Annotated in this window: 20 protein-coding genes; all 20 read right to left on the bottom strand. The window is 57.1% G+C overall.

Annotated elements, in window-relative coordinates:
* Positions 1–435: 435 nt before the first annotated feature.
* The 20 genes from cas2 to lipS2 all read right to left on the bottom strand — a co-directional run bounded on the left by cas2 (position 436) and on the right by lipS2 (position 21988).
* Positions 436–699 (bottom strand): CRISPR-associated endonuclease Cas2, encoded by a 264-nt coding sequence (gene cas2 / locus BUA65_RS07050; protein ID WP_072868396.1) that lies wholly within the window; start codon positions 697–699, stop codon positions 436–438.
* A 131-nt stretch (positions 700–830) separates the two neighbouring features.
* Positions 831–1826, bottom strand: a complete 996-nt coding sequence (gene cas1b / locus BUA65_RS07055) for a type I-B CRISPR-associated endonuclease Cas1b (protein ID WP_072868398.1) — start codon at positions 1824–1826, stop codon at positions 831–833.
* 97 nt (positions 1827–1923) lie between these two features.
* On the bottom strand, positions 1924–2427 hold the full coding sequence (gene cas4, locus BUA65_RS07060) for a CRISPR-associated protein Cas4 (RefSeq protein WP_072868399.1): 504 nt from the start codon (positions 2425–2427) through the stop codon (positions 1924–1926).
* Between the two features lie 67 nt (positions 2428–2494).
* A complete protein-coding gene (locus BUA65_RS07065) occupies positions 2495–4984 on the bottom strand; it encodes a CRISPR-associated helicase/endonuclease Cas3 (protein WP_072868401.1) in 2490 nt (829 codons plus the stop codon).
* 2 nt (positions 4985–4986) lie between these two features.
* On the bottom strand, positions 4987–5745 hold the full coding sequence (cas5, locus tag BUA65_RS07070) for a CRISPR-associated protein Cas5 (RefSeq protein WP_242656257.1): 759 nt from the start codon (positions 5743–5745) through the stop codon (positions 4987–4989).
* A gap of 13 nt (positions 5746–5758) precedes the next feature.
* Positions 5759–6727 (bottom strand): type I-B CRISPR-associated protein Cas7/Csh2, encoded by a 969-nt coding sequence (gene cas7b / locus BUA65_RS07075; RefSeq protein WP_072868405.1) that lies wholly within the window; start codon positions 6725–6727, stop codon positions 5759–5761.
* A complete protein-coding gene (locus tag BUA65_RS07080; protein ID WP_084062132.1) occupies positions 6724–8739 on the bottom strand; it encodes a TIGR02556 family CRISPR-associated protein in 2016 nt (671 codons plus the stop codon). The genes cas7b and BUA65_RS07080 overlap by 4 nt, the downstream gene beginning before the upstream one ends.
* Positions 8740–9020: 281 nt before the next feature.
* Positions 9021–9770, bottom strand: a complete 750-nt coding sequence (cas6, locus tag BUA65_RS07085; protein WP_072868408.1) for a CRISPR-associated endoribonuclease Cas6 — start codon at positions 9768–9770, stop codon at positions 9021–9023.
* 79 nt (positions 9771–9849) lie between these two features.
* Positions 9850–10986, bottom strand: a complete 1137-nt coding sequence (locus BUA65_RS07090; protein ID WP_072868410.1) for a putative CRISPR-associated protein — start codon at positions 10984–10986, stop codon at positions 9850–9852.
* A 265-nt stretch (positions 10987–11251) separates the two neighbouring features.
* Entirely contained in the window at positions 11252–11842 is a 591-nt protein-coding gene (locus BUA65_RS07095) for a hypothetical protein (RefSeq protein WP_072868412.1), read from the bottom strand.
* Between the two features lie 29 nt (positions 11843–11871).
* Positions 11872–12972, bottom strand: coding sequence for an RAMP superfamily CRISPR-associated protein (locus tag BUA65_RS07100; RefSeq protein ID WP_072868414.1), 1101 nt, complete (start codon positions 12970–12972; stop codon positions 11872–11874).
* Complete coding sequence (locus BUA65_RS07105; RefSeq protein WP_072868416.1) at positions 12965–13843, bottom strand: RAMP superfamily CRISPR-associated protein; 879 nt, start codon at positions 13841–13843, stop codon at positions 12965–12967. The genes BUA65_RS07100 and BUA65_RS07105 overlap by 8 nt, the downstream gene beginning before the upstream one ends.
* Complete coding sequence (csx7, locus tag BUA65_RS07110; protein ID WP_072868418.1) at positions 13836–14654, bottom strand: type III CRISPR-associated RAMP protein Csx7; 819 nt, start codon at positions 14652–14654, stop codon at positions 13836–13838. The genes BUA65_RS07105 and csx7 overlap by 8 nt, the downstream gene beginning before the upstream one ends.
* A complete protein-coding gene (locus BUA65_RS07115; protein ID WP_072868420.1) occupies positions 14638–15138 on the bottom strand; it encodes a hypothetical protein in 501 nt (166 codons plus the stop codon). Before BUA65_RS07115 ends, csx7 begins: the two co-directional genes overlap by 17 nt.
* The gene (locus BUA65_RS07120) at positions 15128–16288 is read right to left on the bottom strand and encodes a type III-B CRISPR module-associated Cmr3 family protein (protein WP_072868422.1); all 1161 of its coding nucleotides are present in this window, start codon (positions 16286–16288) and stop codon (positions 15128–15130) included. The genes BUA65_RS07115 and BUA65_RS07120 overlap by 11 nt, the downstream gene beginning before the upstream one ends.
* Complete coding sequence (locus BUA65_RS07125; RefSeq protein ID WP_072868423.1) at positions 16273–16893, bottom strand: RAMP superfamily CRISPR-associated protein; 621 nt, start codon at positions 16891–16893, stop codon at positions 16273–16275. The genes BUA65_RS07120 and BUA65_RS07125 overlap by 16 nt, the downstream gene beginning before the upstream one ends.
* Entirely contained in the window at positions 16890–19211 is a 2322-nt protein-coding gene (locus tag BUA65_RS07130; RefSeq protein ID WP_131821472.1) for a Cas10/Cmr2 second palm domain-containing protein, read from the bottom strand. Before BUA65_RS07130 ends, BUA65_RS07125 begins: the two co-directional genes overlap by 4 nt.
* Before the next feature lie 48 nt (positions 19212–19259).
* Entirely contained in the window at positions 19260–19640 is a 381-nt protein-coding gene (gene csx15, locus BUA65_RS07135) for a CRISPR-associated protein Csx15 (RefSeq protein WP_072868427.1), read from the bottom strand.
* The gene (locus BUA65_RS07140; RefSeq protein WP_072868428.1) at positions 19627–20538 is read right to left on the bottom strand and encodes a CRISPR-associated protein Csx14; all 912 of its coding nucleotides are present in this window, start codon (positions 20536–20538) and stop codon (positions 19627–19629) included. Before BUA65_RS07140 ends, csx15 begins: the two co-directional genes overlap by 14 nt.
* 496 nt (positions 20539–21034) lie before the next feature.
* Positions 21035–21988: a LipS2 family lipoyl synthase gene (gene lipS2, locus BUA65_RS07145; RefSeq protein ID WP_072868430.1), complete on the bottom strand. Its 954-nt coding sequence runs from the start codon at positions 21986–21988 to the stop codon at positions 21035–21037.
* Positions 21989–22009: the final 21 nt, after the last annotated feature.

A 22009-nucleotide genomic window follows, 5' to 3' on the forward strand; every position in this document is an offset into this window, starting at 1 on the left:
AACAATTTTTTAAAAGTGTAAATCAGGGGTTTCAATCCCTCATAGGTAGGCTGGAAACGGTAACATCCGGCGTTCCAGCCGCTTTTCTTTTCTAGTTTCAATCCCTCATAGGTAGGCTGGAAACGCAGTCACCGCCTTTGCCTTTTCAACAAAAAATCCCGGGTTTCAATCCCTCATAGGTAGGCTGGAAACGCAAGAGGCACAAAACAGGATTGAATCATTTCAAAACGTTTCAATCCCTCATAGGTAGGCTGGAAACCCGTTCTTGGCGCATAAATTAAGAGTTATCCTTCGTACCGCCCACTACTTTATGCTTACACCCGGCTGGGCCGAAAACCGTCTACGCCGCGCCGCGCGCCAATTTCCGCTCTTCGGCAGGTTGTCGTCGTTCCCCGGTGCTTTTTGCATTATTGGACATCGACGACAAAAATCCTGCTAAAAGATCCACTCCTCCCCACCTTTCTTTATCCCTATCAGCTCTCTTTTAGCATATTTCTGGTTTCCCAGGACATAAAAGAGGAGCGAATCCTCTTCCGGATCGATAATTCGCTCCATGTCGGCCTTCAACGCACGAAAGGTTGCTTCGGTCAGCTCGCCCTCCAGGACCGAGTTTTGAACCCAGTTCAGGTATTTCCGCGCAATTTTCAGCACCTTGCCCACACGGGCAACATTTACATCGTATACAAGGATGACGTACATTCCGACACCTCCCGGGCCAGGAGCCTACTAATGAGCTCCTGAAGTACGTATACATGTCCATTGAAGAGATCACGGGCCAGGGCCTGCCAAGGAGATAGCAGCTCCCCGGTGATATGAAGAAGAACACCTCATTACCAGCGGCTTACAAAGGGCTCATAGGTTTCCTCCCCGATCAGGTGTTTCTCCAGCTTGTACAATTCCAGCCGTATCAGGGTTTGGTAACTGACATTGCGCTTGAGGCGCCGGTGATAGAAGGTGGTCTGAAGCTTATCCTCCAGTTCTTTCACGTAAAGGCGGCGGCCTGACTCCTTGAGCAGGACAGCCGTACCGTGGCGTTCAAAATCACCCGATCCGATCATCTTTTTGCCCACCAGGGTAAAAAGCACGCGGTCGGCAAAAATGGGCTTGAAGATTTCCGCCACATCCAGGTTCAAGGTAAAACGGCGGAAGTTCGTGGCGTGCAGATAGCCGATGCGCGGGTCCAGGTGAGTCTTGTAGATTTCGGTGAGAACCTTGGTATAAATCAGCGAATTACCGAAACTGATAAGCGCATTGAGGGGATCTGCAGGGGGCCGTTTGCTGCGCCCTTTGATGACAAACGGAGCCCCTTCCAGAATAATGTTAAAACTGTCGTAATAATAGGCCCGGGCGTTGCCTTCAATGGCCATGAGCTCTTCAATATTGCCGCAGAGGGGCAATCTGTCCCCGGCCAGGCAGGCAATGGGTTCGATGTATGGAGCCAGATCCTTCCCCCTGTTCTGGTAGTAGCGCAGCACCTGCAGGATGTTGGCCAGCGCACCCTCCACGAACTTTCGTGCCAGGTTAAGACGACGGCCGGGATCCAGGTAGTGTTCGGCCTGGCGGAGGATCACATACCCGGAATTATAATGTTCCCGGGGATAAAAGCTCCCTACATAATTCCCATAGTGGCCGAAAAAGTGCAATATAACTTCATTCTCCTGCATGAACTCCAGCAGCTTTTTGTTCAGATCCACCTCGCCAAAAACGACAATGTCCCGCAGGCTGGTTACAGGGAAATATTTCGTCCCCTCCTCGCTTTCCACGCAGACGGTATTATCCTTGCGCTTCAGCCGGCCACTGGCAAATAGATACAGGGTTTTTTGCATGGGACCACCTCTTATGCACCAGTACCATTTCAGCGGTATAACCCTGGAAGGCGATTATTTCACCAGGGAAAGGCGAAAAATGTGCGGGCGGGCGCTTCTATGCCCAGCATAACTCAGCGTAAGCACATTTGGAGCAAAATGATATTTTCTGTGGCGGCGGGGGTTTATCCCGGTAAATAACGGCAATAATGCGCCTTTTCAAATCCTCCACCTGTTGCGTCAACCCCACATCCAGCACCACCCGCTCCCGCCGGCGCTCCTCGGGAAACAGCAGTTCCCCCTCGGCCTCAATTCCCATTTCCCGCAGTTCGTAAAGATAAAAGGCCAGCTGCATCCGGGCCGCTTCCCGGGCCCGGGAGGACTTCTTGACCTCACCCACCACAAATTCACGCCCACCGCGGCGCACCAGGTCCAGGCACAGGTGCCCCAGGTGTACCTCCTTGCGCTCGCGTCCATAGGCGTGAGATCCTATCAGGCGCCCCAGTTCCAGGAACACGTTGTCCTCATCGGGGCAGATCTGCCGCGACATAAGCCAGACCTGCCGCGGGCAGATCATCATGGCCTGAACGAAACTTCCGATCACCCGGATATCCGTTGCCACAGCCTTTTCACCACCTTGACCGGCTCCAGAACTACCGGCCTTTGCCGGACATTCCACCACTCCCGGCTCAATAGATCAGCGCACCCTCATCTTTAACCCGCTTGAAACCGGTCTGCGCATCGTAGAACTCCTCGAGCAGGTGGGGAGGTATCACCGGTGGTCGTGATTCGCTGCCCAGCCGGTGCAGCAGGAGAGCTGCCGGCACGGAAACCAGGTAGCGCAGGAAATCCCGTTTGAGGATGAGGAAGGCCTCCCTCCGGCGCTTCAGGTCCCGCTCCCCGGCCACGGTAGCTTGATAGCGGTTCCATACGTCTTCCGCAGCAGCGTCCGTACAGACGAAAACCTGCACATAGTGCGGCAGGTCCCGGATCAGGGCGAAGTCCTGTACAGCCGGGCCCTCCTCGCCCACCGTCTCCATGGTAAAGCGCAACTTTGCCATGGCCTCCAGCAGCCCCTCGCTTTCGGCCATGGATTTGCCCTGGCGCACGGTGCGGAAGTAATCGTCCACGGCATCAAAAAAGTCCGGTTCCTCAAGGTACGGCCGGGCCGCAAAGAGCCGGCGGGCGGCCAGGGTATGAATTTTGCCGTAGACAAAGGAAGCCAGGGACCGGCCCCCATCACCTGCCTGATCAACCAGGTGCAGCAGGCGGACATTCCCCTGCGGCCGCTGAAAGTGACGGTTGCAGCGCCCGGCCACCTGAACCACTGAATCCACCGGTCCCAGGTCCCGCCATACTTCGTCAAAATCCAGGTCCACACCGGCCTCCACCACCTGGGTGGACACCAGGACCGGCTTCTCCCCCCGCTCCAGCCGGGCGCGTATTTCCTTCAGGCGCCGCTCCCGCTCGGCCGGAATGATATTCGTGGAAAGGTAGTAAAGGGGCGGCCCTTTCCCGCCCCATTCCTCCCGCAGCGCCGCGTAAAAGGCTATGGAGCTTTTGATGGTGTTCAATACCACCAGGTAAGAGCGGCCGGGACGGTAGCAGCGCAGAAAATCTGCCGCCGCTAAGTCCACCGTCAGCGGGGTAATATCCGTGGAAACAATGACCCGGTTCACCGCCTGGAACTGCTGCCGAACGGTATCCGGATCCCCGGCCAGTTCCATGATTTCATGATCACTGAACCATTCCGGGCGGGTGGCAGTCATGAGAATGACCCGCAGGTCCAGCTGCCCGCATGCCCGGCGCAGGGTCTCTTCCACCAGGGGCCAGTATTCCACCGGAATGTTCTGCACCTCATCCAGGATGAGGATAGCGCCCCCCAGCCGGCAGAACTTCTTCAGCATCCTGTTTTCATAACCAATTAAAGTATGAAAAAGCTGAACGAAGGTGGTAATCACCATCTCGCTCTGCCAGCTTTCGATAAGCATGAGCGCCTCGTCAAGAGACCTCCCGTCGTCGTCACCCCTTTCCTGGTAGCGAATTTCTGCCAGGTGGTGGTGTTTTAAAAGCCAGGAGGTTGGAACGCAGGCACCGGGAGCAGCAAGGGCCGCCCGCAATACATCTTCCCCCACGCCAAATGTCTGATCAATGATACTGGTAAAGGGAAGGGCGTAAATAATGCGGGGCGGCAGGCCACTGGCGGCGGTTAACCGGCCGCGCAGGTAAAGGGCGGCTTGCATTCCGGCCAGTGTCTTCCCGGAGCCGGTAGGGGCAGTGATGGTAAAAATTCTCTGCCCCGGTGGGGCCTCCTTTATCCGGGCAGTGACATTCCGGTAGAGATTTTCCCGCAGCATTTCCATGGTAGTCCGGGGCGTACTGAACCGGACGGCACGGTACCGTTCCACCAGTTCTCCTTCTGCGGGAAAGATGGCCCGCTTTCCTTCTTCCACACCCGCGGCATGAATTTTATCCGCATCGATAAGGGCGGAAAAAAGACTTAATGTATCGAAATAGTTTTTCAGGTCCTTTTCGGCCCGGCGCTTCAGCCTTCGCCATTGACCGTACAGCTCTCCATAGGCAGCCGTCCACTGGTCCAGAAACTCCTGCAGAATCCGGGACCAGTTCAGCCCCAGCCAGTCCGGTACTGCCAGGCCCTGCCCGTCCAGGAACAGCGCGGCCCGCCTGGCGGCCCAAAAGAGGGATCTGGCCACCGTACCGGCCTGATTGCGCAGGTCGGCCACCTGGTCTTTTACCACGCGCAACCGCCCGCTGACCGTCGGGTCGAGAGTATCCCAGGAAGGCAGGGATAGATCCCGCTCAGGTACCAGGAACTCATCCGGGGTGGCCAGTCCTTGATGATGCCGGATCACGGCCAGGAAAACCGCCAGCCGCAGCGAAACGGGAAGATCAAGCCGGGCGGCCAGGTGGGCCGCCCAGAGGCCCGAAATGAAGGCGTGCTGTTTGGCCGACCCACCCCGGCCCTGCCGCAGGTAGCGCTGAAAGTAAGTGGTGTACTTGCCGAAATCATGGGCCAGGCCGGCCAGCACTGCTGCCGGGATAAGTTCCCGGCGGCCCGGCAGGGACTGCAGCCGGGCGGCGGCCCCTGCCGCCACCCGGGCCAGGTGAATGCTTAAAAGATGATACCGCCGTCCATCCTTATGGGCGTAGTAAAGCACTTCTACCCCTCCAGAAAAGCCACCGTTTCTTCCTCTCCATTGGGAAAAAGGAAGCGGTAGGCCGACACATGCAAACGGGCCGTAAAAGGTTGGCCCCGGTCTTCGTAAATAATGGACACCGGTGGACGCAGGGTGCGCCCCGAACCGAAGCTGTGGGGCGCCTTTTCCCGGATCAGCCGACAGGCACCTTTGTTTTTTGCCAGCAGCACTTCCTGCAGCAGGGCGGCATTCAAAACGGAGTTCAGGCTAACCTGGCTCCCCGGCGGAACGACCTGGTAATCACCCCGGCCGGCCAGCAGCACATACTCCCCCCGGGCAATGCACTCGGTCAACCCCAGGTAAAGGGGGTAGTAAGACCGGTTTTCCCTCAACCGGTAGACGGCCTCCTCCACCAGGCCGGTATCGGGGTGGGTGAAAAAAATACGGAAGCATAAATTGTGGTTTCCGCGGGCCGGCAACAAAAACTCCAGGGGTACCTGGGTGCCCCGCGCCCGGCCCAGGCGCCTTAACTCGGTCAGGTCTTCCTTTTTGGTCCGCACGTAGTTCACGGTCTGGATCAGGCGGCGCCCCGGCACCTTGATCACCACCGAAAACCGCCCCCGGTCCAGTTCCTCATAGTACGAATCCCGCTCATATCCCAGGACAGCGGCCACCACACCCATCAATACGGTGCGCGGCGGAAAACCGTAGGTCAGGGAGGAGGAGTTGGTATAGTACTTGCGGAAGTGGGCCATGGGCCCCAGCAGGTCGAAAATCAGCACCTGTTTCAAAATATCAAGTCCTTCCCAGGGTTTTCACTCTATCGGGACCCAGTATATAGCCCAGCCACCCGGCCATGCTGACCTCCTGCCCGTCCACCACCGTACGCAGCTCGGCGTCCTGCCAGATGTATACCCGGTCCAGGCGCTCCCGCACCCGTGACAGCCGCCTGGCCAAGCCCTTTAATTCCAGGGTGAAATCCTGCACGGCCCTGAGGCCTTTCGCCGGATTCAGCTGAAGGTCTTCCCGGGGATCGCCCATGAAGGTTTCGGCATCAGTAAAAACAAAGCGGGCATACAGGCGTGGGTACTGGCCGATTTTGGAGCGGGTGGCCAGCAGGGGAATGGCTTTCAGCATGGCTTCATCCAGGAGGGCCACATCGGCCTCGCTCGTGGCAGCATTCACGTCTCCCCCGGCCCGGGCCAGCATGGCCGCCGCCCGCCGGGCGCTGATTACCCCGTGGAAACCAATGAGGGCGTAATACAGCCGGTAGTCCTTGCCAAAGGTCCCCTGCCGCGCCGTTGCGCGGGTGGAAAATTGCGAGGATATGGTCACCGAATCCACCAGCTGCACCTTGTTCAGGGAATATCCCCAGGTAAACTGCACCGGCCCGGTGAGGTTGACGGCCTCCCCCGCCCCCCGCCGCTCACCCCTAATGGGCATGGTGGCGCCAAAGAGACGCACATCCACCAGTTTGGTCAGCAGAACGGGCAGGTCGGCACCGGTGGGTTCATGCCCCAGAACCTGCTTTAAGCGGTCAGCGGCTTCCCCCAGGCCTTCCGACTTGGTGACGTAAATGGTATGGTTCATCTCTTCCAGATAGTCCCGGATATAGCGTTTAAGCCTGACATCGGATACCAGGCAGCGCTCCCGGTCGGTATCCATGCGCGGGCGGTTCTCATCGTCTGGATCGCCGTTGGGGTTGCACATTTTGGCGTCGTACAGGAACAAAATCTCACTGTTTTGCCGGATCACTTCATTCACTGGCCGGTTCCTCCTCCTTCGTTACTATTTTCCCGGTCGGCTTTGGCCTTCATGGCCGCCCGGGTGGCGTAGGCATAGCCGGATAAGATATAAAACACGTTTTCCTCCGGTGAAAAAGGCCATTGTTCCCGGTGGGCGTCAAACAACTTTTTCATAATGGCAAAGAGTCCTTCGTTGTAACGCAGGATGTCGTACTGGCGCAGCTGGTCAAAAACCATATTGGACAGCCGCATCACCTTTGACCAGAGCATGCCCGCGTAATTTAACTTCTCCAGCACAGGTTTTTGTTTGTACCCGGCTTCGGCCTGTTCCCGGCCCACCTGGTTCATCAAGTAACCCAGCAGGAACAGGGCGGTGGCCGGCCCGTTGTAATCCATTTCCCGCAGGTAATCCTGCATGGCCCCGTTCAGGCCCTCCAGTTCGCAAACGCCAGGCAAAGGCCATCCTCCCTCCAAAAGATTTTCTTCCCGCAAAAGCTTCAGCAGCAGGTTGGCCTGCAATACCCGCCGCCCCATCTCCAGTTCCTCGTATCCCGCCTGGGGTGGCAGGATGTTGGTGCCGGCAAAGCGGCCGGTCTGGAAAATGGCGGCCAGGGCCACGAACTGCCGGATGAGAAAATGATAATTAACCGGTTGTTCCCCGAGCAAGGCTTCGTATGTGTAGAGAAGCTTTTTATGCTCGGCCCCCCGCTGGCCTTCGCTGATGGGAATCAAGCGATAGATGCAGGTCAGATCCAGCCACCAGGATCGGTGGTCAGCCCCTAAAAGGGCCTCCCCCTTTACCGCCAGCCGGTAACTGTGACGTAAAAGGTGAGATATCCGGCCGGGGGCCACATCCTTCACCAGCCCCAGCACCCGGAACTCGCTCTGGTTCTCCTGGTACTGGTAGAAAAGAAAGTTCAGCAGCGCCAGGTTGTCCTGGGGCTGTTCCTCCAGGAAATACGCCAGTTCGGTTTCCAGCCCGCCCCTGCCGGCAATCTTCTCCAGCCAGACCGCCGCACTGGACAGGGTGCCCACCCGCGCCCGCAGTCTTCCCGCCCATGCCTCCAGATCTTCCCGGCCCATGTCCGGTTCAATAAGAAAGACGGGCAGGACCAGGAACTTGATCTGCTGCCCGATGCGCAGGCCCAGATGCTGGCGGATGTACTCTTCGGCCAGGAGCAGGGACCGGAAGCAAGCGGAGCAGACCAGGAAAGTTTTCTTGAAACCCTCATCGCTCACTCCCGAGGCAAAACCTTTTTTGTCATTGATGTAATATTTCAGGAAAACTAGCTGCGAAAGGTCATAGGTCACCGGCCGGTTCTCCCCGCCACAGACGGAACATATTCCCCGCAGGCTCTTCTGACCGCCCTCGGCCACGGCACCCTCCCTGCTCCGGACCACCACTGCCGCATAGGCGGGATCCGTAGCCAGGGGCTCCCCATTAAAAAGGACCGTCCAGAGGGCCGCTTCGGAGGATTTAATACCCAGCTCGGCCAGCGCAAACTTTTTGACCTGGTCCGCCACCTTCCCGATTACACCCCGTGCCCTTTCCCGGGGCTTGCCCGTCGTTCCCTCCCAGGCAATGGCCAGAAAATCCTCCCCGGCAAGGCCGGGTTTCTCTGGGTCCAGCACCGGGCTGCCGTCGGGCAGTTTTTGAAAGAAATGTTCCGTAATCTGGAGCAGCCCCTGATAAAGGCGGGTATCCTGCCGGCCCATTTCTTCCATGGCCGCCCGCAGGTTGGGCAATGCCTGTCCCACCAGATAATCCAGATTATCCGTGGTCAGGTACAACTGGGGTCGGCTGCCCTTTCTATTGCCAACCCAGCGGTAGCGGTACAGCACGGACGAATCGATCTCCTCCATATCCGCATCCAGGCGCGGGCCATTTTCGCTAATCTGAAAGTTCAGCTTCACCAGGTAGATTCTTTCCACCCGGGGCGGTTTGGCCACCGGTCTGATCAAATCAGCGATGGGATCCTCACCGCCCAGGGCCAGGGTTCTTCCCACCAGGGATACAGCTTCTAACAGAATTAATCACCCCCTTGAAAATTTTTGCGGCCCCTGTTGGTTTATTCTAACATAGCAGTCCGTCAAATTTTTGGCAGTCCAATTTAGCAGCAAGGAGATTTTTTTCCCGTTCCGCCACAAACCTGGACTACCCCAACAGAAAACCCAACTGGACCACAATCCATAAATTATCAGATCTTTACCCCGACGACCAGAGAACCGGCTACTGTTATATTTGGTAGCCCAATACCATACAGCGGTCATCTGGATGGTCAACACCTGCTGTCAAGGTGCTGGAGAAAGGTTTACCCATCCAGGAGCATACAGCAGCCGTAACCCTGGGAGTTTTTCGCTCCCAGGCCGGCATCCAGGGCCACTTGGAGAAGATGCGGATCCCCCTGCAACAGGTAGTCGCCCATCCAGCCCTTAATAATGATATCTTTGTAGCGGGTGATTTTCAGATCCCTCTCCTCCAGGGCCGCCGGCAGGATGCTGAAGCCATCCAGGAGGGCCGGACGCCCATGAATGAGCAAATGCTTTTTGACCAGGTTGGCGCCTACCAGTTCGGTAAAGCGGGGTTCAAAAGGTGCGTAGTAATAGGTGTAGGAGCGCCCGTCCTGCGACTCCATGGTGCTGTAAACCACCACCGGAGAAAGCATCCGCACCCGTACCGGTTGTGTTTGTACCCGGGGGCTGGCGGCGGACATTTCCTTCACTTCCAGCCGGACATCACCCAGGCGGACCTGACCTTGCCGCAAAAAACCGGTGCCCAACTCCTGCAGGATAAAAGGAATGGGTGAACAGATGACCAGCTTGAGCGGCGGCGTATAAATCAAACGCCCGCTATCCCGGTCATACCTCACTGCCCGGCCCATCAGCCGGGAAAAGGTAAAAAGCTTGAAGCGGCGCTTTTCCAGGACAAAGCCCTGCTCATGCAGGTAGGTGCGCAAAACCGGGTTTTGCATCTGGTGATAGATGAGCCCCTGGAGCAGGGTGCCGTAGTGCACCGGAATGGCCAACGGGCCGGGGGCATGGAAATAGATGGTCAGCTGCATATTTCTACCTTCCTCTCTGACAACTGCCTGTATAACCGGGGGCAGGAAAGGCCGGAATCCACCGGCCATAGGGCTTTATTTATGGATTGTCATTAACATCATGTGGACCGACATGGCGCAAACGCAGGATATTACCTTCAGGACGGCAGGAAACCCGCCAGTCCTGGTTAAGACGGAAATGCCCGATGTTTCCCGGCCTGCCCTTATAAGTTTCGTAAAGCAGACCACTATCCTTACGCAAACCCGCAAGGCCCTGCTCGCGAAAAAGCAGGGACACTTTAGCCAGGGTTGTCTGGATATCCGCCCGCCTGGCTTTGTCCGTGATGTCCATGAAATCTTTCTCGAAGCTTCGCTCATAAGCCAGGGCCGGGAACGGTAAAAGATGATCGCTGCCCAGAATCTTTTGCTTATGCCGTTCCCACATCAACAGTCCCCAGGTACTCAGGGTATAGCTTCCCTCTCCGTCGGAGTCCAGGTAAATCTCCGGGATACCTTTTACCTCTTCCTCCCGCGCAAAGTAACCGTTCTCCATAAGGGCGAAAAGAACCGCTTTTTCCTGTAAAACCGGTATTTCGTCCAAAACCACCGGCAGGCGGGGAATGCGAATGAGATCCGCCGATGGCGCTTCGAAAATATAAATTATTTCATCGGCGTAAAACATCCCCAGGGTATTCATATACCCCTGCAAACTTTTAAAACCGCCCACCAGATTAAAAACAATATGATAACGGTGCTGCCGGTAACCGGCCAGAGTCTGCTCGCACCACCTGACAACCTCATTTACCCCGGCGGTAAAACTTCTGCAGTCCCTGGTGCTTAGTCCCGGTGGTACCAGAATCTCAACTGAATTAAATCCCAGCCTTTTTAAATGCTCCTCAAGTAAACGGGCCGCTTCACGGCCCTGATAGGTATCGGTGGCCACAAGGACATGGTGATCCATGCCGGTGTTTCGGGAATGAAATTCGCGACCATAATAACCCAGGAGCCCCCTTAACTCGGCACTCAACCGTGGCAATTCTTTAAAAGCGGCGTTCCGCAGTTCGGCATCCACTTTCTGAATAATTTCATCGATCATATCCCTCTGGTGGGATGTTAGCTCTTTTTCTACAGCATTGGCCGTGTCTCTGAAGATCAGGCTTAAATCCTGGTCTTTTTGCCTGTTGACATAATTAGTTAACAGGCTGGTACCCACTGTAGAAACAATCAGGTAAGGCATTTTATTTCTCCTCTCTGGGGAAAGAATCAGTTTATTGCCGCCAGTACATAACCTGGATTGCCGTCTTTTATAATCGTCGGGTCTTTTAGCACTGTTTTGAAGTATACCGGTAAGACATTTATATATCCATCGTTCTCTTGATCGCTTCGATCTTGGCGGTGTTCTTCTTATTGGGTTTTTTCCACTGGTCGGGTTTTTACCAGCAAAATTCTTTCCACAATGAAATTAGAAACCAAATCTATATCAAAAAGCTTTATCAGAAACCCTAGCCCTCGTTTTTTGTATCTTTAAAGCCGGTCCAGTTTTTAAGCACGGCCAGCCTCGGGTCGATATCATCAGCATCACTCCGGCGGTTCCTTTCTCCCGAGGACGTTCTGCCGGAGACTTTGCCGGATTTTCCGGTGCTGCCAGTTTCCGGCCGGCTTTGCCTGCCGGCAGGCACGTCTTTCCACGGGTCACGCTCCGGCGTCACACCTTCCGGTAGATCTGTAACCGGACCGGCAAATGCCCGGTGCAACCGGGCGACCCACCCGATCACGTAGGCCAGTTCTTCAAAAGAAAGGTCCTTGAGTACCGGATGCTTGACCTGACCATTATGCACGCCGAGGGCTTGAACAATCCCACGGTATTGATCACGCATACTGTGGCGCGCCAGCGGGCATTCCGGCAGTTTTTCGATAATAGACAGCGCCTGGCGCAGGCGGTCTTCCTTCGCCGGCCTGCGGCTAAATTCTCGAAAGATCTCAGCCACCGTTCCAATGGCACTGCCGCCTGGTTTCTGGTCACCGCCCGGCCAACCCGGCTCCCTGACGAGCTGGTAAGCCAGCTCCAAAAGACGTTCTTTATCCAGAGCCATTTGGGGACGAACCTCCTTTTGCCCTTCTGCTAATACCCCTCCATACCCCACGCCGGACCGCGGCGCTTGCCGGAGAGAATCTCCCGCAACAGGGCGACGTTCCTGGCAACGTCCGGGTCGTTGCGGCCGTAGTTGCGCGCCAGTTCTACGGGGTCCAACTCCACCGCTTTCGCCGGGAGATATTCCCGTGTATACCAGCGCACCTCTCGTAAGCCGAGCCGAACCGTCCCGAAGTAAGCAGGTTTGCCGTAGCCGAGGCCCAGGCGGATCTCACCGTCCAGGCCGAGGGCAAAGCAAAGAAGAGCCAGCTCTTCCCGGTCGAGGTTATGAAAGGTTACCTCGCCCTGAAAGCGGCCGCCGGGCGGGACAAACTCGTGGGGCTGGTTTCCCTGGCGGGGATCCCCTTGAAGGTAAAACTTGCGCCCGCGAAAAGCCGGGGCTGGCAACCGGCCTTTTAAACCGTTCCGCCAGCGCAGCCACTCCTCCTTGGTACAATCGGGACAGTGCGCCGGTCCGCCGCAGCCGACGACCCTGTAAAACTGGCAGTAGTAGAGGCGTTCGTTGCCACAACCCCGGTTTTCCCGCGTGCGGGGGTAGTCTTTAAACGGTTGTTCCAGTGGAGGCAGCTCTGCAACAACCCATTTCGTCTCGTCGCAGGGCGTGAATTCACCGAAAACCACCCGTCCCCGGTAACCCTTTTTCCCTTGTACAAAACCGAAAAGACGGCAGGTGATGCAGGCGGCCTTTTCGCTGCACGGCTGGCGGTTTCCCGGCGGGGTGGCGGCATGCAATCTCTGGCAGGGCTTGCCAGGAGGTTGAGCCAGGCAGCTCCGAGATGCTGCCTCGGCCAGGCTCCTTACCACACCTTTCAAAGAAGAACCTGGAATGACCGGGACCTGGTCTCGACGCATAAAGGCACGTACTATCTGTCCTTCATTGAGCCGGTAGGATCCGCTGCCAATATGCAACGGGGTGACAACCTCCAGCTCCAGAACCAGCCGTCCGGTCAGCCGGTAGATGTCGATCCGGTTGTGGGGCACAACTTCCCGCCGGTCTTCCGGGCGTACCGGCAGGAGGGGTACAAAAGCGTAAGGCTTGTCTCGCAACATGGTTCCGGTTCCTTTAGCCACCGTGATTCACCCACTTTTGTTGCACTTCCATTTGTTTACGGTGCAATCTCTCTAAGGTTTCTGCCAAGTCAACTTTAAGGGTCAGGAGCCACTCAAAACCTTCGCGGGCAGCCTCCCAGCAGTAGCCTTTGTTGGTGTAACGGCAACCGGCTACCGGTACAGTATCGTCGTGCTCATACCCGCGCAGTACTTCCGCGGGTGGATCGCGGCGGTAATCCCGCACCAGCACCTGCGCGTTTTCTACACGCACCCGGCCGTAACCCCGGGTGGTGCTGCCCCCGAGCAGGAGGAAACCATCGTCCAGGTCCTGCAGCAGTACGCCCAACAGCTTAAGCTGCCAAACCGCAAAATTGGTCAGGCTGATCTCGGCGGCAAAGGTTCCCTCTTCGACCACCTCCGGGTTGAAGAGTGCCTTTCCCTGCGTAGCGCCGGTGATCCGGTTGATAGCCACGTGGTTCCGTTCGTTCAAAACTAGAGGCCTGTCCTCTACCGGAAAGGCGTCGGCACAGCGCAGGCGTCCCGCCAGATAGGTCTGCCCGAAAAGCTGGGTTACAGGGTCCGAAGCATAGTAGCGGTAATCGCCCGGTTTATCCTTCATTTCGTCATCGCGCCCTCGCTGGAAGGGGTCGGGAATAGCCATTCTGTCTGGTGCCAGCGCCCGGATGATCTGTTCCGCCCGGCTGCGCAGAACACCCTTGAGGCTGGAACCAGGGATGTAGGGCACTTCCCTGCCGTTCCGCCAGGCCCGGACAAAACTCATATCAGGCTGCAGGGGATCAAGTCCCGGCTGATCCGGCCCTTTGATTAAAAGCGGCCCGGCGGTATGTAACCAGAAAAAGATGCGCGCCTCGTTACGAAAGTTCTTAAACACCCGCCGCACCCCCCATAGCCAACCCCGCTTCGCGACAGGCGCTTCCCAGGTCCTGAGGAGAAAGCCCGTTCCAGCCGCGGGCCAGGAATTCGCGCAGGTTGGCTGCGGTGACCGAAGCCACCTGCGTACTCTCCAGGCGCACCCGGCCCAGGCCGCGCCCGGTGCAACCACCCAGGGGAAGTTCCCCCCGGGTAAAGGGCAGCAGCGTCAGAAGTATATCCCGCCATTCTTCATCGCTGGCGTTTTCTACAACGGCTTCGAAAGTAAAAGCCGTTCCGGCCGGTACTGCCTCAATCTCGTACTTGCGTTTCGTGTGAGCGGTACGCGTATCCCGGTCAATGGCGACGCCGGGGCGGACCTCGCAAAAGCCCGGCCAGGTGGACTCATCCAGGAGCAAATCCCTGACCCGTAACCGGCCGGCAAAGTGGGGGCTGCCGAAGATGCGACACGCCGGGCATAGCCTGGTGTAAATTTCGCCGGCCAGCCGCCGGAGGTCATTATGCTCTCTCTTGAGTTTTTTCACCTCTTCTGCAGGCAGGCACGGGGCGCTCAGCGGATCGCAGCACCCGCGGTCGCCGTTATCGCGTTGCCCCAAAACCTGCTCGGCAAAGCTCCGCCACACCCCCTTGAAAGATGACCCCGGGATGAAAGGACGCCCGTAAGCATCGCGGATGACCGGGTTGTCGATGGCAGTGGGGTCGGGCACGGCCTCCCCGCTCCCGATGCGCAACGGGGTTAAGGTCACCAAACGCCCGGTAATGCGCCGCCGGTTATAGAAGGTGTCGTAGAGGAATCTAACGGCTGCCGCCATCACGATCACCTCCAGGATGCCGCTTTTTGCTTTGCGCTTTTTCTTTTTTGAGGTAATCCAGATACTTGACCCGCCAGCTTAAATACCCGAAGAAATGAGCCAGGCAGAGGAGGACAAAACGCTTGTCGTTGGTACGGTTACTATCTTTTAGTTTGTCTGTTGCTAATTTCTCTATTTCTTCAATCTCCTTAAGAAGTGCCCTGCCAAAAGGCTCTCCGTTGATCTCTGCCGTCCAGCCCTGCCCGCCGGAGTCACGTCCCATCTGGTATTCGATAAAGGCTTTGATTTCCAGGGGTATGGCGGCCATTTGGGCCATTACGACCAGGTTTTTGATCTGCTTGTCCCCGATGCCTTCGGGTTTGGGCCTACCTTCCCTCAAAAAGTCTGCTGCCCTTCTCGCCAGTTCTTCCTTCAGTTCATCGAGATCTTTCTTCCTGGCCCGCTCGAGCTCAAAATCCGATACCTGCGTTTCACTAACCTTCATCGCTCACCCCTCCATTATTCAGGTGAAATTCATCGCAGACGCACAGCGCACCGTAGCCGTCTTCGGTCTTCAAACCCACGCCCTGATTTTCGAGATGGAAAAGGGCCTGCAGGAGCCCATCATTTAACTCGCCGCGCACCCGGCAAAGGAAAACACTTCCGGCGGCAATGTACAGTCTCGCCTCTTGCCGTCCATCACCTTTTACCTCTGTGCAGTACCCGCCGTAAATTTTAAAGTCGGCAACGGCTTTGGTAATTTCCACCGCGGGGCCGGCCGACCGCAGCGGGGGCGGAAGAACGGCCTGCGCCACTTCCTGCCGCAGCTCCGGTGTGGAAACCCATCCGGTTTTCGGCGTCAGCTCCGTATCCGGCAGAGCGTCGGAAAGCAGGGTGAGGGAAAAATAGGTGTATTCCGGTTGAGTTTCGGTTAATTGCTTGATTGCTTCTTGGAACCGTTCGATACGTTGTTTCGTGGCTTCCGGGCCGGGCCCGGCCTTCCGTTCAAAGCGGACGGCAGCCCGCCCCAGTCCCACGGTTGTTTTCGCCCCCAGGCGGAGTTCGACTGTTTCAGGAATTGTATCAGCATCGGGAACATCCAGCCAGCCAAGGAAGGTTTGGCCTGCGTCCAAAACGCGGAGGGCGTAAAGCTGACGGTCCTGGGCCACGCCACGGTAAGGATCGACGGCTAGGCGCATTATCAGGCGCCGGTTTACCGCTACATCACGGTATTCGTCATCCAGATAGCCCGAAACGCGCTCGACGCGCTCCTTGCACTCAGGGCAGCGGAGCCGCCCGGGCGCGAGCAGGGTGTCGAAGGTGGAATGGCTGGAATCAAATTTGCAGTGGTAAGCCGTGAGCGGTGCCACCCGTGCACCGTCCTTGTATAAATGGCTGAACCGCACGCGTTCAAATGAAGCACAAAGACCGCACCACATGCAGTCGGCGCATTCTGACCCGGCGGCAAAGCGCACCCAGTGGTATCCCCTTGCCTCCGAATAATAGGGACAGCCCTCGGTAATTACCCGTGCCAGGGCAGCCCGCAGCACCCCGCCGGGAATGAAGTCGCGGGAAGGGAGGAAATAAGCCGAAGGCTCACGCCGGTCACCGACCAGGGCGGGCGACTTCAGCTCCAGGGTTACGGCGTACCGCATTTTCCGCTTCCCTCCTCCACGACCTGGACCCGGAACCAGCCCAAGCCCCTGCTCTTACCGAATCCCAGGGCATAGTTAAAAGCAAAGGCATCTTTGAGTGCCGCCACGACTGTTTGCCGTTTTTCCTCCGGAACCCATCCCCATATCTGGCCCTGAAAAACCACGTTTTTACCTCCAACTGTTTCCACGGTATAAAGGGCGTTGTCACGGGCCACCCGCCGGTAGCGGTCCATGGCGATGCCGGGACGTACACCGACCAACCGGTCGATATCGTTATAGGTGGGCCGGGCGTCCTCAAAGTAGAGGTGCCCCCGGCGATTACCCTTTTGACCGAAAATCAGACAAACCAGACAGGGGCAGTCCTCGGTTTCCCGGCAAGCTTCCTCCGGACCGTAGACCTGGGCCCGGGCCAGAGCGGTGACCGCGGCCCGGAGGCGTCCCTTGATGGTCGATCCGGGAATGATTGGATAATCCTTCTTCTGGTGATAATCCCGTTCACGGTAAAGATATTTGTCCAGGAAGCCGCGACCGCCCGTTCCTGCTCCCACATGCACCGGTGTAAAGAACTCGAGCCGGTAGGTAATGCATACTTTAGCCAGGCTCACCGGTCATCACCTTCCGTGCCGACATAGTTCCAGAGTTCCACCACGTCCAGCCATGGGCAGTAGTACCGCTCTTCTCCGCGTTCTTTGCTGGGAAAAAACATCTCGGGTTCATAAGTTGCCCCTGTTATAATCTCCCAGGATTTTTTCAGTGTCTCGCGCTGGGCTTCGGTTAGGCGGGCGTATTGATAGCGGAAAAAGAGCTCCGCCACCTGCCTGCCGTACTGCTCTGCCGCCACCCGCAACCCGTAAAACCAGCTCCGGCCCGGTGCCCGGGAAGCTGGAGTCGCTTGAAGCTGGTTGACCGCCTCCATAAAGCGCCGTGCTTCAGTGAAGGTATAAGGACGCAGTGTCAGTATGGTTTTAACCGCCCCTGCCTTCGCGTTTTGCTTACGGTTATCCGGCTCAAAACGCATGCCGTCTTTCCTCACCAGGGTGCTTTGGCGGTAAGAAACGATATGGTCCTGATAGGAGGCGTAGGAGGCCAGCACGGCTATGTCCAGGGTACCCTCCCGGGCCTCTTTTCCGGCCTTGTAGATACGCTTTTTCGCTTCTTTGAGAAGCGCCTGAGCCATCTCGAAAAGGTACCGCACCGGCGTCTTGGCCCCGGCAATAACCACTCCCAAAGAAAGGGTGGGGCCGGCCTCGCAGGTCGAGAGATTTTTGAACAAACGGTCAAAATATTCTCCGGCGGTAACGGCCAGGGGTAGTGCCGCCCGGGCCGGAACGAGCAGAAAGATATCATCTCCACCCAGGGCAATGATTTCCACTGCCCGTCCTTCCAGAAGCGCCTGGTTTTCCTTAAGGGCCGTAAAAACAGCCGTATAGGCCGCGTTTTCACTGAACTGGCTCAACAGGCGCAGTCCCGCCAGGGATTCGCACCGGCCAAAAAGGGACCCGAAGTTGTTGCCATCTGCATAAATTACAGCAATTTCGTTGTTGTTGTCGGCAATATCAGCAATCTCGCCAGCAACCTTTAGAGAAACATTTTCTCCCCGTGCTTGCCAGAATTGCCGGTATTCTTCAACGAAAACAGACTTTTTGGCATCCTGTCCCACAAGGTGTTTCCGCAAACAAGAGGCGCAGAGATTGCGGCTTTCATCTTCGTACCGCCACTGCTTGAAGGCTGGACGAATGCCGCACGAGTCGCACAAATCTTTTGTTTTCTCCGGCAGCAGGTGTGGCTCCGCTGCCAGGTGGAATTCTTTCTCGTAGAGGTCGATTGCCCCTTCGGTTGTTTCCCATGCCGGCACCAGTACGCTGCGACGATCGGCCATTTCTTCAACCAAACGGCCCCGCAAGTCGCTAAATTTTTGAGCGAGATCTGAAACCGTTGCCGCGTGCGATACCCCGACGGCGCGGGCCGTAAGACACACCTCCCGGTGCAGGCGCTCAATCTCCTCCGCTACGGTTTTACCTTTTCCTGCCCGCACTACCGCCATCAAGCGCCCGCCGCCGGCGTAGATGATTGACTCCGTGGTTCGCCCGGGCAGTTCGCGAAACATCTGGATATAACGGCGGCGGTTGATGCCATCGAGGAGCACACTGGCGCCGCGGATTTCGCTGATGCGGTTTGTTTCCAGATAATATTCCTTAATTTTGAAGGCCCCGCCCTCAACTACGTCTACTTTCAATTGCCCCAGTTCTCGCCCTATCTCAACCTCATCTGAATACCCGGCCAGCCATGATGCTGTTTCATAGATTGACCGGAGGGTGTCCGGAATCGACTTTAAATTAATCAACTCGTTTTCCGGTGCAAAAACATTGCTTCCCTCCAGGAGGCTGGTCAGGCGAAGAACCCGCCATTCTTCCGGGGAAATCCGGTCAGCCGACATGGCATAAAACAAGCCCGTTCTTAATAACAAAAAATCAGCCAGGCGCACGCACGGTTTTCCTTCACCACGCAGCCAACCGGTCGGCGGTCTGTTCCTGTCTGACCTTGCAGCGATTCGGCCGGGGAAGGGTAACTCGGGCCAGAGGGCCGCCAGTGGGACGTGGTTTATAGCCGCATCATCCTTATCTTTCGGCTCAGTGTTTAGAAAGCCATTTTCCTTAAGCCACCGTTTCCTTTCAAAAATATCGCGCTGGGCGAAAAAGTCCGACAGTTTTTCGGCGGCATAGTCAGACCCTTTCTCTTTCAGCAGAACCATTACCAGGGCCAACCCCTGGCGGGTGATCTCGCTAGCCCGGCTGGCTTCAAGATAATACTGCGTACCCGTCACCGGGTGCTTCCAGAGAATCGCCTTCGAGGGTATGTCCTCTTCTTGTAGCGGTCTACCTAAGGGTTCACAAACATCTTTTAGCCAGTTGATAAACGACAAACTCCTACCACCTCCGTCTCTTAAGTTTTTCAACCACAACATCGCTTTTCACCGCTTCCCCCGGGCCCGCTCGCGGATGGCCTGGAGGTTTAAAATTTCCATCACTTTAAAACGGGTTACCACACTCCCGGTCTCCGGCACCAGGCGCAAAACGGGCGGAAAGTGGCCCATGCGACCGTGTACCAGAGCCAGGACCACAGCGGCACTGTAGTTCAAAGATGGCAGGTTGATTAATAATGGTTCGGTTTGCCATTCCCGGGAACTAAGGCCCAAATCATCCAGCCGGGAGGCGATCTGGGGTTCCAGGGGGCTTTGCAGATCGATCTGGCTGGGCACTTCGATTACCTCTGAAACTGCACACCCGGCCAGGGTTTCAATTTCCCGCAAGTTCTGTTCTGTCAAAGGACGAGAAAAATTAATAATCCTCACCTTGTTTCACTTCCTCCACCAGAGCAAAGTATGGAGCAAACTCGGCGATCAGTTTACTGCGATCCACATTGCCGGCAGGATAACCCAGCCAGTCCCGCAGTTTCTCGTAAACCCCCCGGAGCTGGTTGGCCACCGTCTGCTCCTGCTTGAAAAGGGCAGCAGCAATGGCAGCGTTATCCAGCCCCCGGCAGGCCAGGCGGACCACCTCTCTTTCGGCGCGGGTCAACCAGCGTTCAATGAACTCCCGCTGTCGTTTTATCCGGGTAGCACGGCTGATCTTTTCATGCCAGGCCACCACTTCGGCGGGGTCATTCATCTCGGCTACGGTCTGCATCAGTACCCCGGCTTCACTCCAGCGCAGGACGGGCACAGGTACCAGCCAGACCTTTTCCCCGGGAGGAAGGTGCAGCCGGCGGCCGGCACCAGGCTGCCATCCTTCGGTAATCAGGTGCCAGACACGATCCTCCGGCCCGAAAAGGAGCTGGGCAACCACCATGCCCAGTATCCCCATGACCTTGCGACCGCCCGATATACAAAGATGCACAATGTCTCCCGCCTGGCGGGCACGGCGAATTTCCACATACAGGGTGCGCAGAAGAGCCCGCAGGTCCTTATCGGTACAGAAATCCCCCACTGGTCCATCCGTAGAAGTAACGGGAACGGTCCGCAGTTGAATACCCGGGTAGACCGCCCCTTGAAACTCCCCCTCAATGATTCTCAAGGCTTCCTGCACCCTGGGGGTTTCCGTGTAGATTACCACTACCTCACTGATTGCTTCACCACCGGATAACAAATGGTCCAGCGTGATGGTCACCACCTGGGGTTCCACACCCAGGGTGGCGATCAATATACCGGCACGGCGGTTGCTCTTACCCGGAGGACCGGAGGGAGGGCTCATATAATCACCTTCCCGCTCTAAAAATCCGATTCCCGGCCGTTACGGGTATTCACAGAATTCCGGGGACCCGCCCCCAGCACCCAACACCCATCGTAACACTCAGTTTTCTGAGTATTAACTTAACCTCGGTGTTGAATGCAGGGTTCTATCTTTCACCCTACTCCGAAACGGCCGGTACAGCTAGAGCTGCGGACTACTAATTTAGATGGTAATCTTCTACCATATATGCCTGTCATCTCTGGTGCATGTTACCAGAATTTATCACCTGTTATTCGACATATGCCCGTATAGTCCTGCCAGAAAAATGAAAAATACCCCATCAATTTGCACAACCTGGTACTTTTTACCATTAAAGGGCACCAAAAAAACCCGTAACAGTTTAAGCCGCTACGGGTTCTCGATACAAGTGCTATGGCATGTTCTTCCAGAAAGCCGAAATTCTTTGATTAATCCGTACTATAAAAGTCCTTTTTAGCTAAATTTCCCGGCCAATCTGCTAGCCTTCCACCACAAGCCCCACCGCTTCAGCGGCTTCCCGGGGGTTGAGGGGACGGGGGTAGTTGTAGGGGGTCTTCCCGGGCCGCTCGTTGTAGTAGGGCCGGTTGCAGTCCGGGCAGCCGGTGGTGCGGAAGGCTTCACCGTCCGCCAGGTATAGGACCAGTTCCTCCCGGGAGATGCCCCAGTCCACGAGCCTGCCGTCCTTAAATTTCATCCCGTCCGGCTGCATCAGGCCCCGCTTCAAAAGGTAATGGGCCGCCTGGACCCGCCGGTAGGTCCTCAGGTCGGGAGGCCGGTGGTGCTCCAGCCTGGTGCCGGGCAGCGGGGTAAAGGCAAAGAGGGCCACCCCTATCCCGCAGGCCGCCAGTTCTCCGATTAACCGTATGGCCTCCTCCTCGCTCTCGCCCAGGCCGATGATTAAGTGGGTTCCCACCCGGCCCGGAAACTGTGCCGCCGCTTCCTGCAACAAACGAAGGTGCCGCTCCCAACTGCCTCCCTTTACGTCCCGGTAGAGCTGCGGGGTAACCGCGTCCAGGGGCAGGCCCACCACATCCACCCCCGCTTCCAGCAGCTCCCGTACCTGCTCCACCGTACGCAGGCCGATGGAAACGCACAGGGGGATGTCCACCTCCCGGCGCACTTCTGCAATGACCTGCCGGACCCGCTGGAGGTAATCCCCCGAGTGCACCACCTGAAAGCAGGCCCGGCGTATCCGCCCGGCGCGGCAGGCATCACCCAGGCGGGGCAGGACCTCCCCGGCGGGAAAGGGGGGCCAGATCACCCGGGAAAGGCGGTGGGCCCGCCCCCGGCTGGAGCGGGCCTGGGCACAGAAGGCGCAGTCCCGGGCGCAATGTTCCCCGGTCATCAGATAGGCGGTGGTGGGTGCCGCGTCCAGCCGCACGGGGAGAAGGCCCAGCACCGCCGCCGTTCCTTCGGAAACATACCAGTGCAAACTTCATCACCCCAAAGCAAG

It is taken from the genome of Desulfofundulus thermosubterraneus DSM 16057, assembly GCF_900142025.1.
Taxonomy (GTDB): domain Bacteria; phylum Bacillota; class Desulfotomaculia; order Desulfotomaculales; family Desulfovirgulaceae; genus Desulfofundulus; species Desulfofundulus thermosubterraneus.

What these genes read in the sequence shown, in the direction of transcription:
- BUA65_RS07090 (WP_072868410.1), bottom strand. Translation starts at nt 10,986, where the DNA reads ATGCCTTACCTGATTGTTTCTACAGTGGGTACCAGCCTGTTAACTAAT.
- csx7 (WP_072868418.1), bottom strand. Translation starts at nt 14,654, where the DNA reads ATGGCGGCAGCCGTTAGATTCCTCTACGACACCTTCTATAACCGGCGG.
- BUA65_RS07120 (WP_072868422.1), bottom strand. Translation starts at nt 16,288, where the DNA reads ATGCGGTACGCCGTAACCCTGGAGCTGAAGTCGCCCGCCCTGGTCGGT.
- cas1b (WP_072868398.1), bottom strand. Translation starts at nt 1,826, where the DNA reads ATGCAAAAAACCCTGTATCTATTTGCCAGTGGCCGGCTGAAGCGCAAG.
- cas2 (WP_072868396.1), bottom strand. Translation starts at nt 699, where the DNA reads ATGTACGTCATCCTTGTATACGATGTAAATGTTGCCCGTGTGGGCAAG.
- cas6 (WP_072868408.1), bottom strand. Translation starts at nt 9,770, where the DNA reads ATGCAGCTGACCATCTATTTCCATGCCCCCGGCCCGTTGGCCATTCCG.
- BUA65_RS07115 (WP_072868420.1), bottom strand. Translation starts at nt 15,138, where the DNA reads ATGAAGGTTAGTGAAACGCAGGTATCGGATTTTGAGCTCGAGCGGGCC.
- BUA65_RS07095 (WP_072868412.1), bottom strand. Translation starts at nt 11,842, where the DNA reads ATGGCTCTGGATAAAGAACGTCTTTTGGAGCTGGCTTACCAGCTCGTC.
- BUA65_RS07140 (WP_072868428.1), bottom strand. Translation starts at nt 20,538, where the DNA reads ATGAGCCCTCCCTCCGGTCCTCCGGGTAAGAGCAACCGCCGTGCCGGT.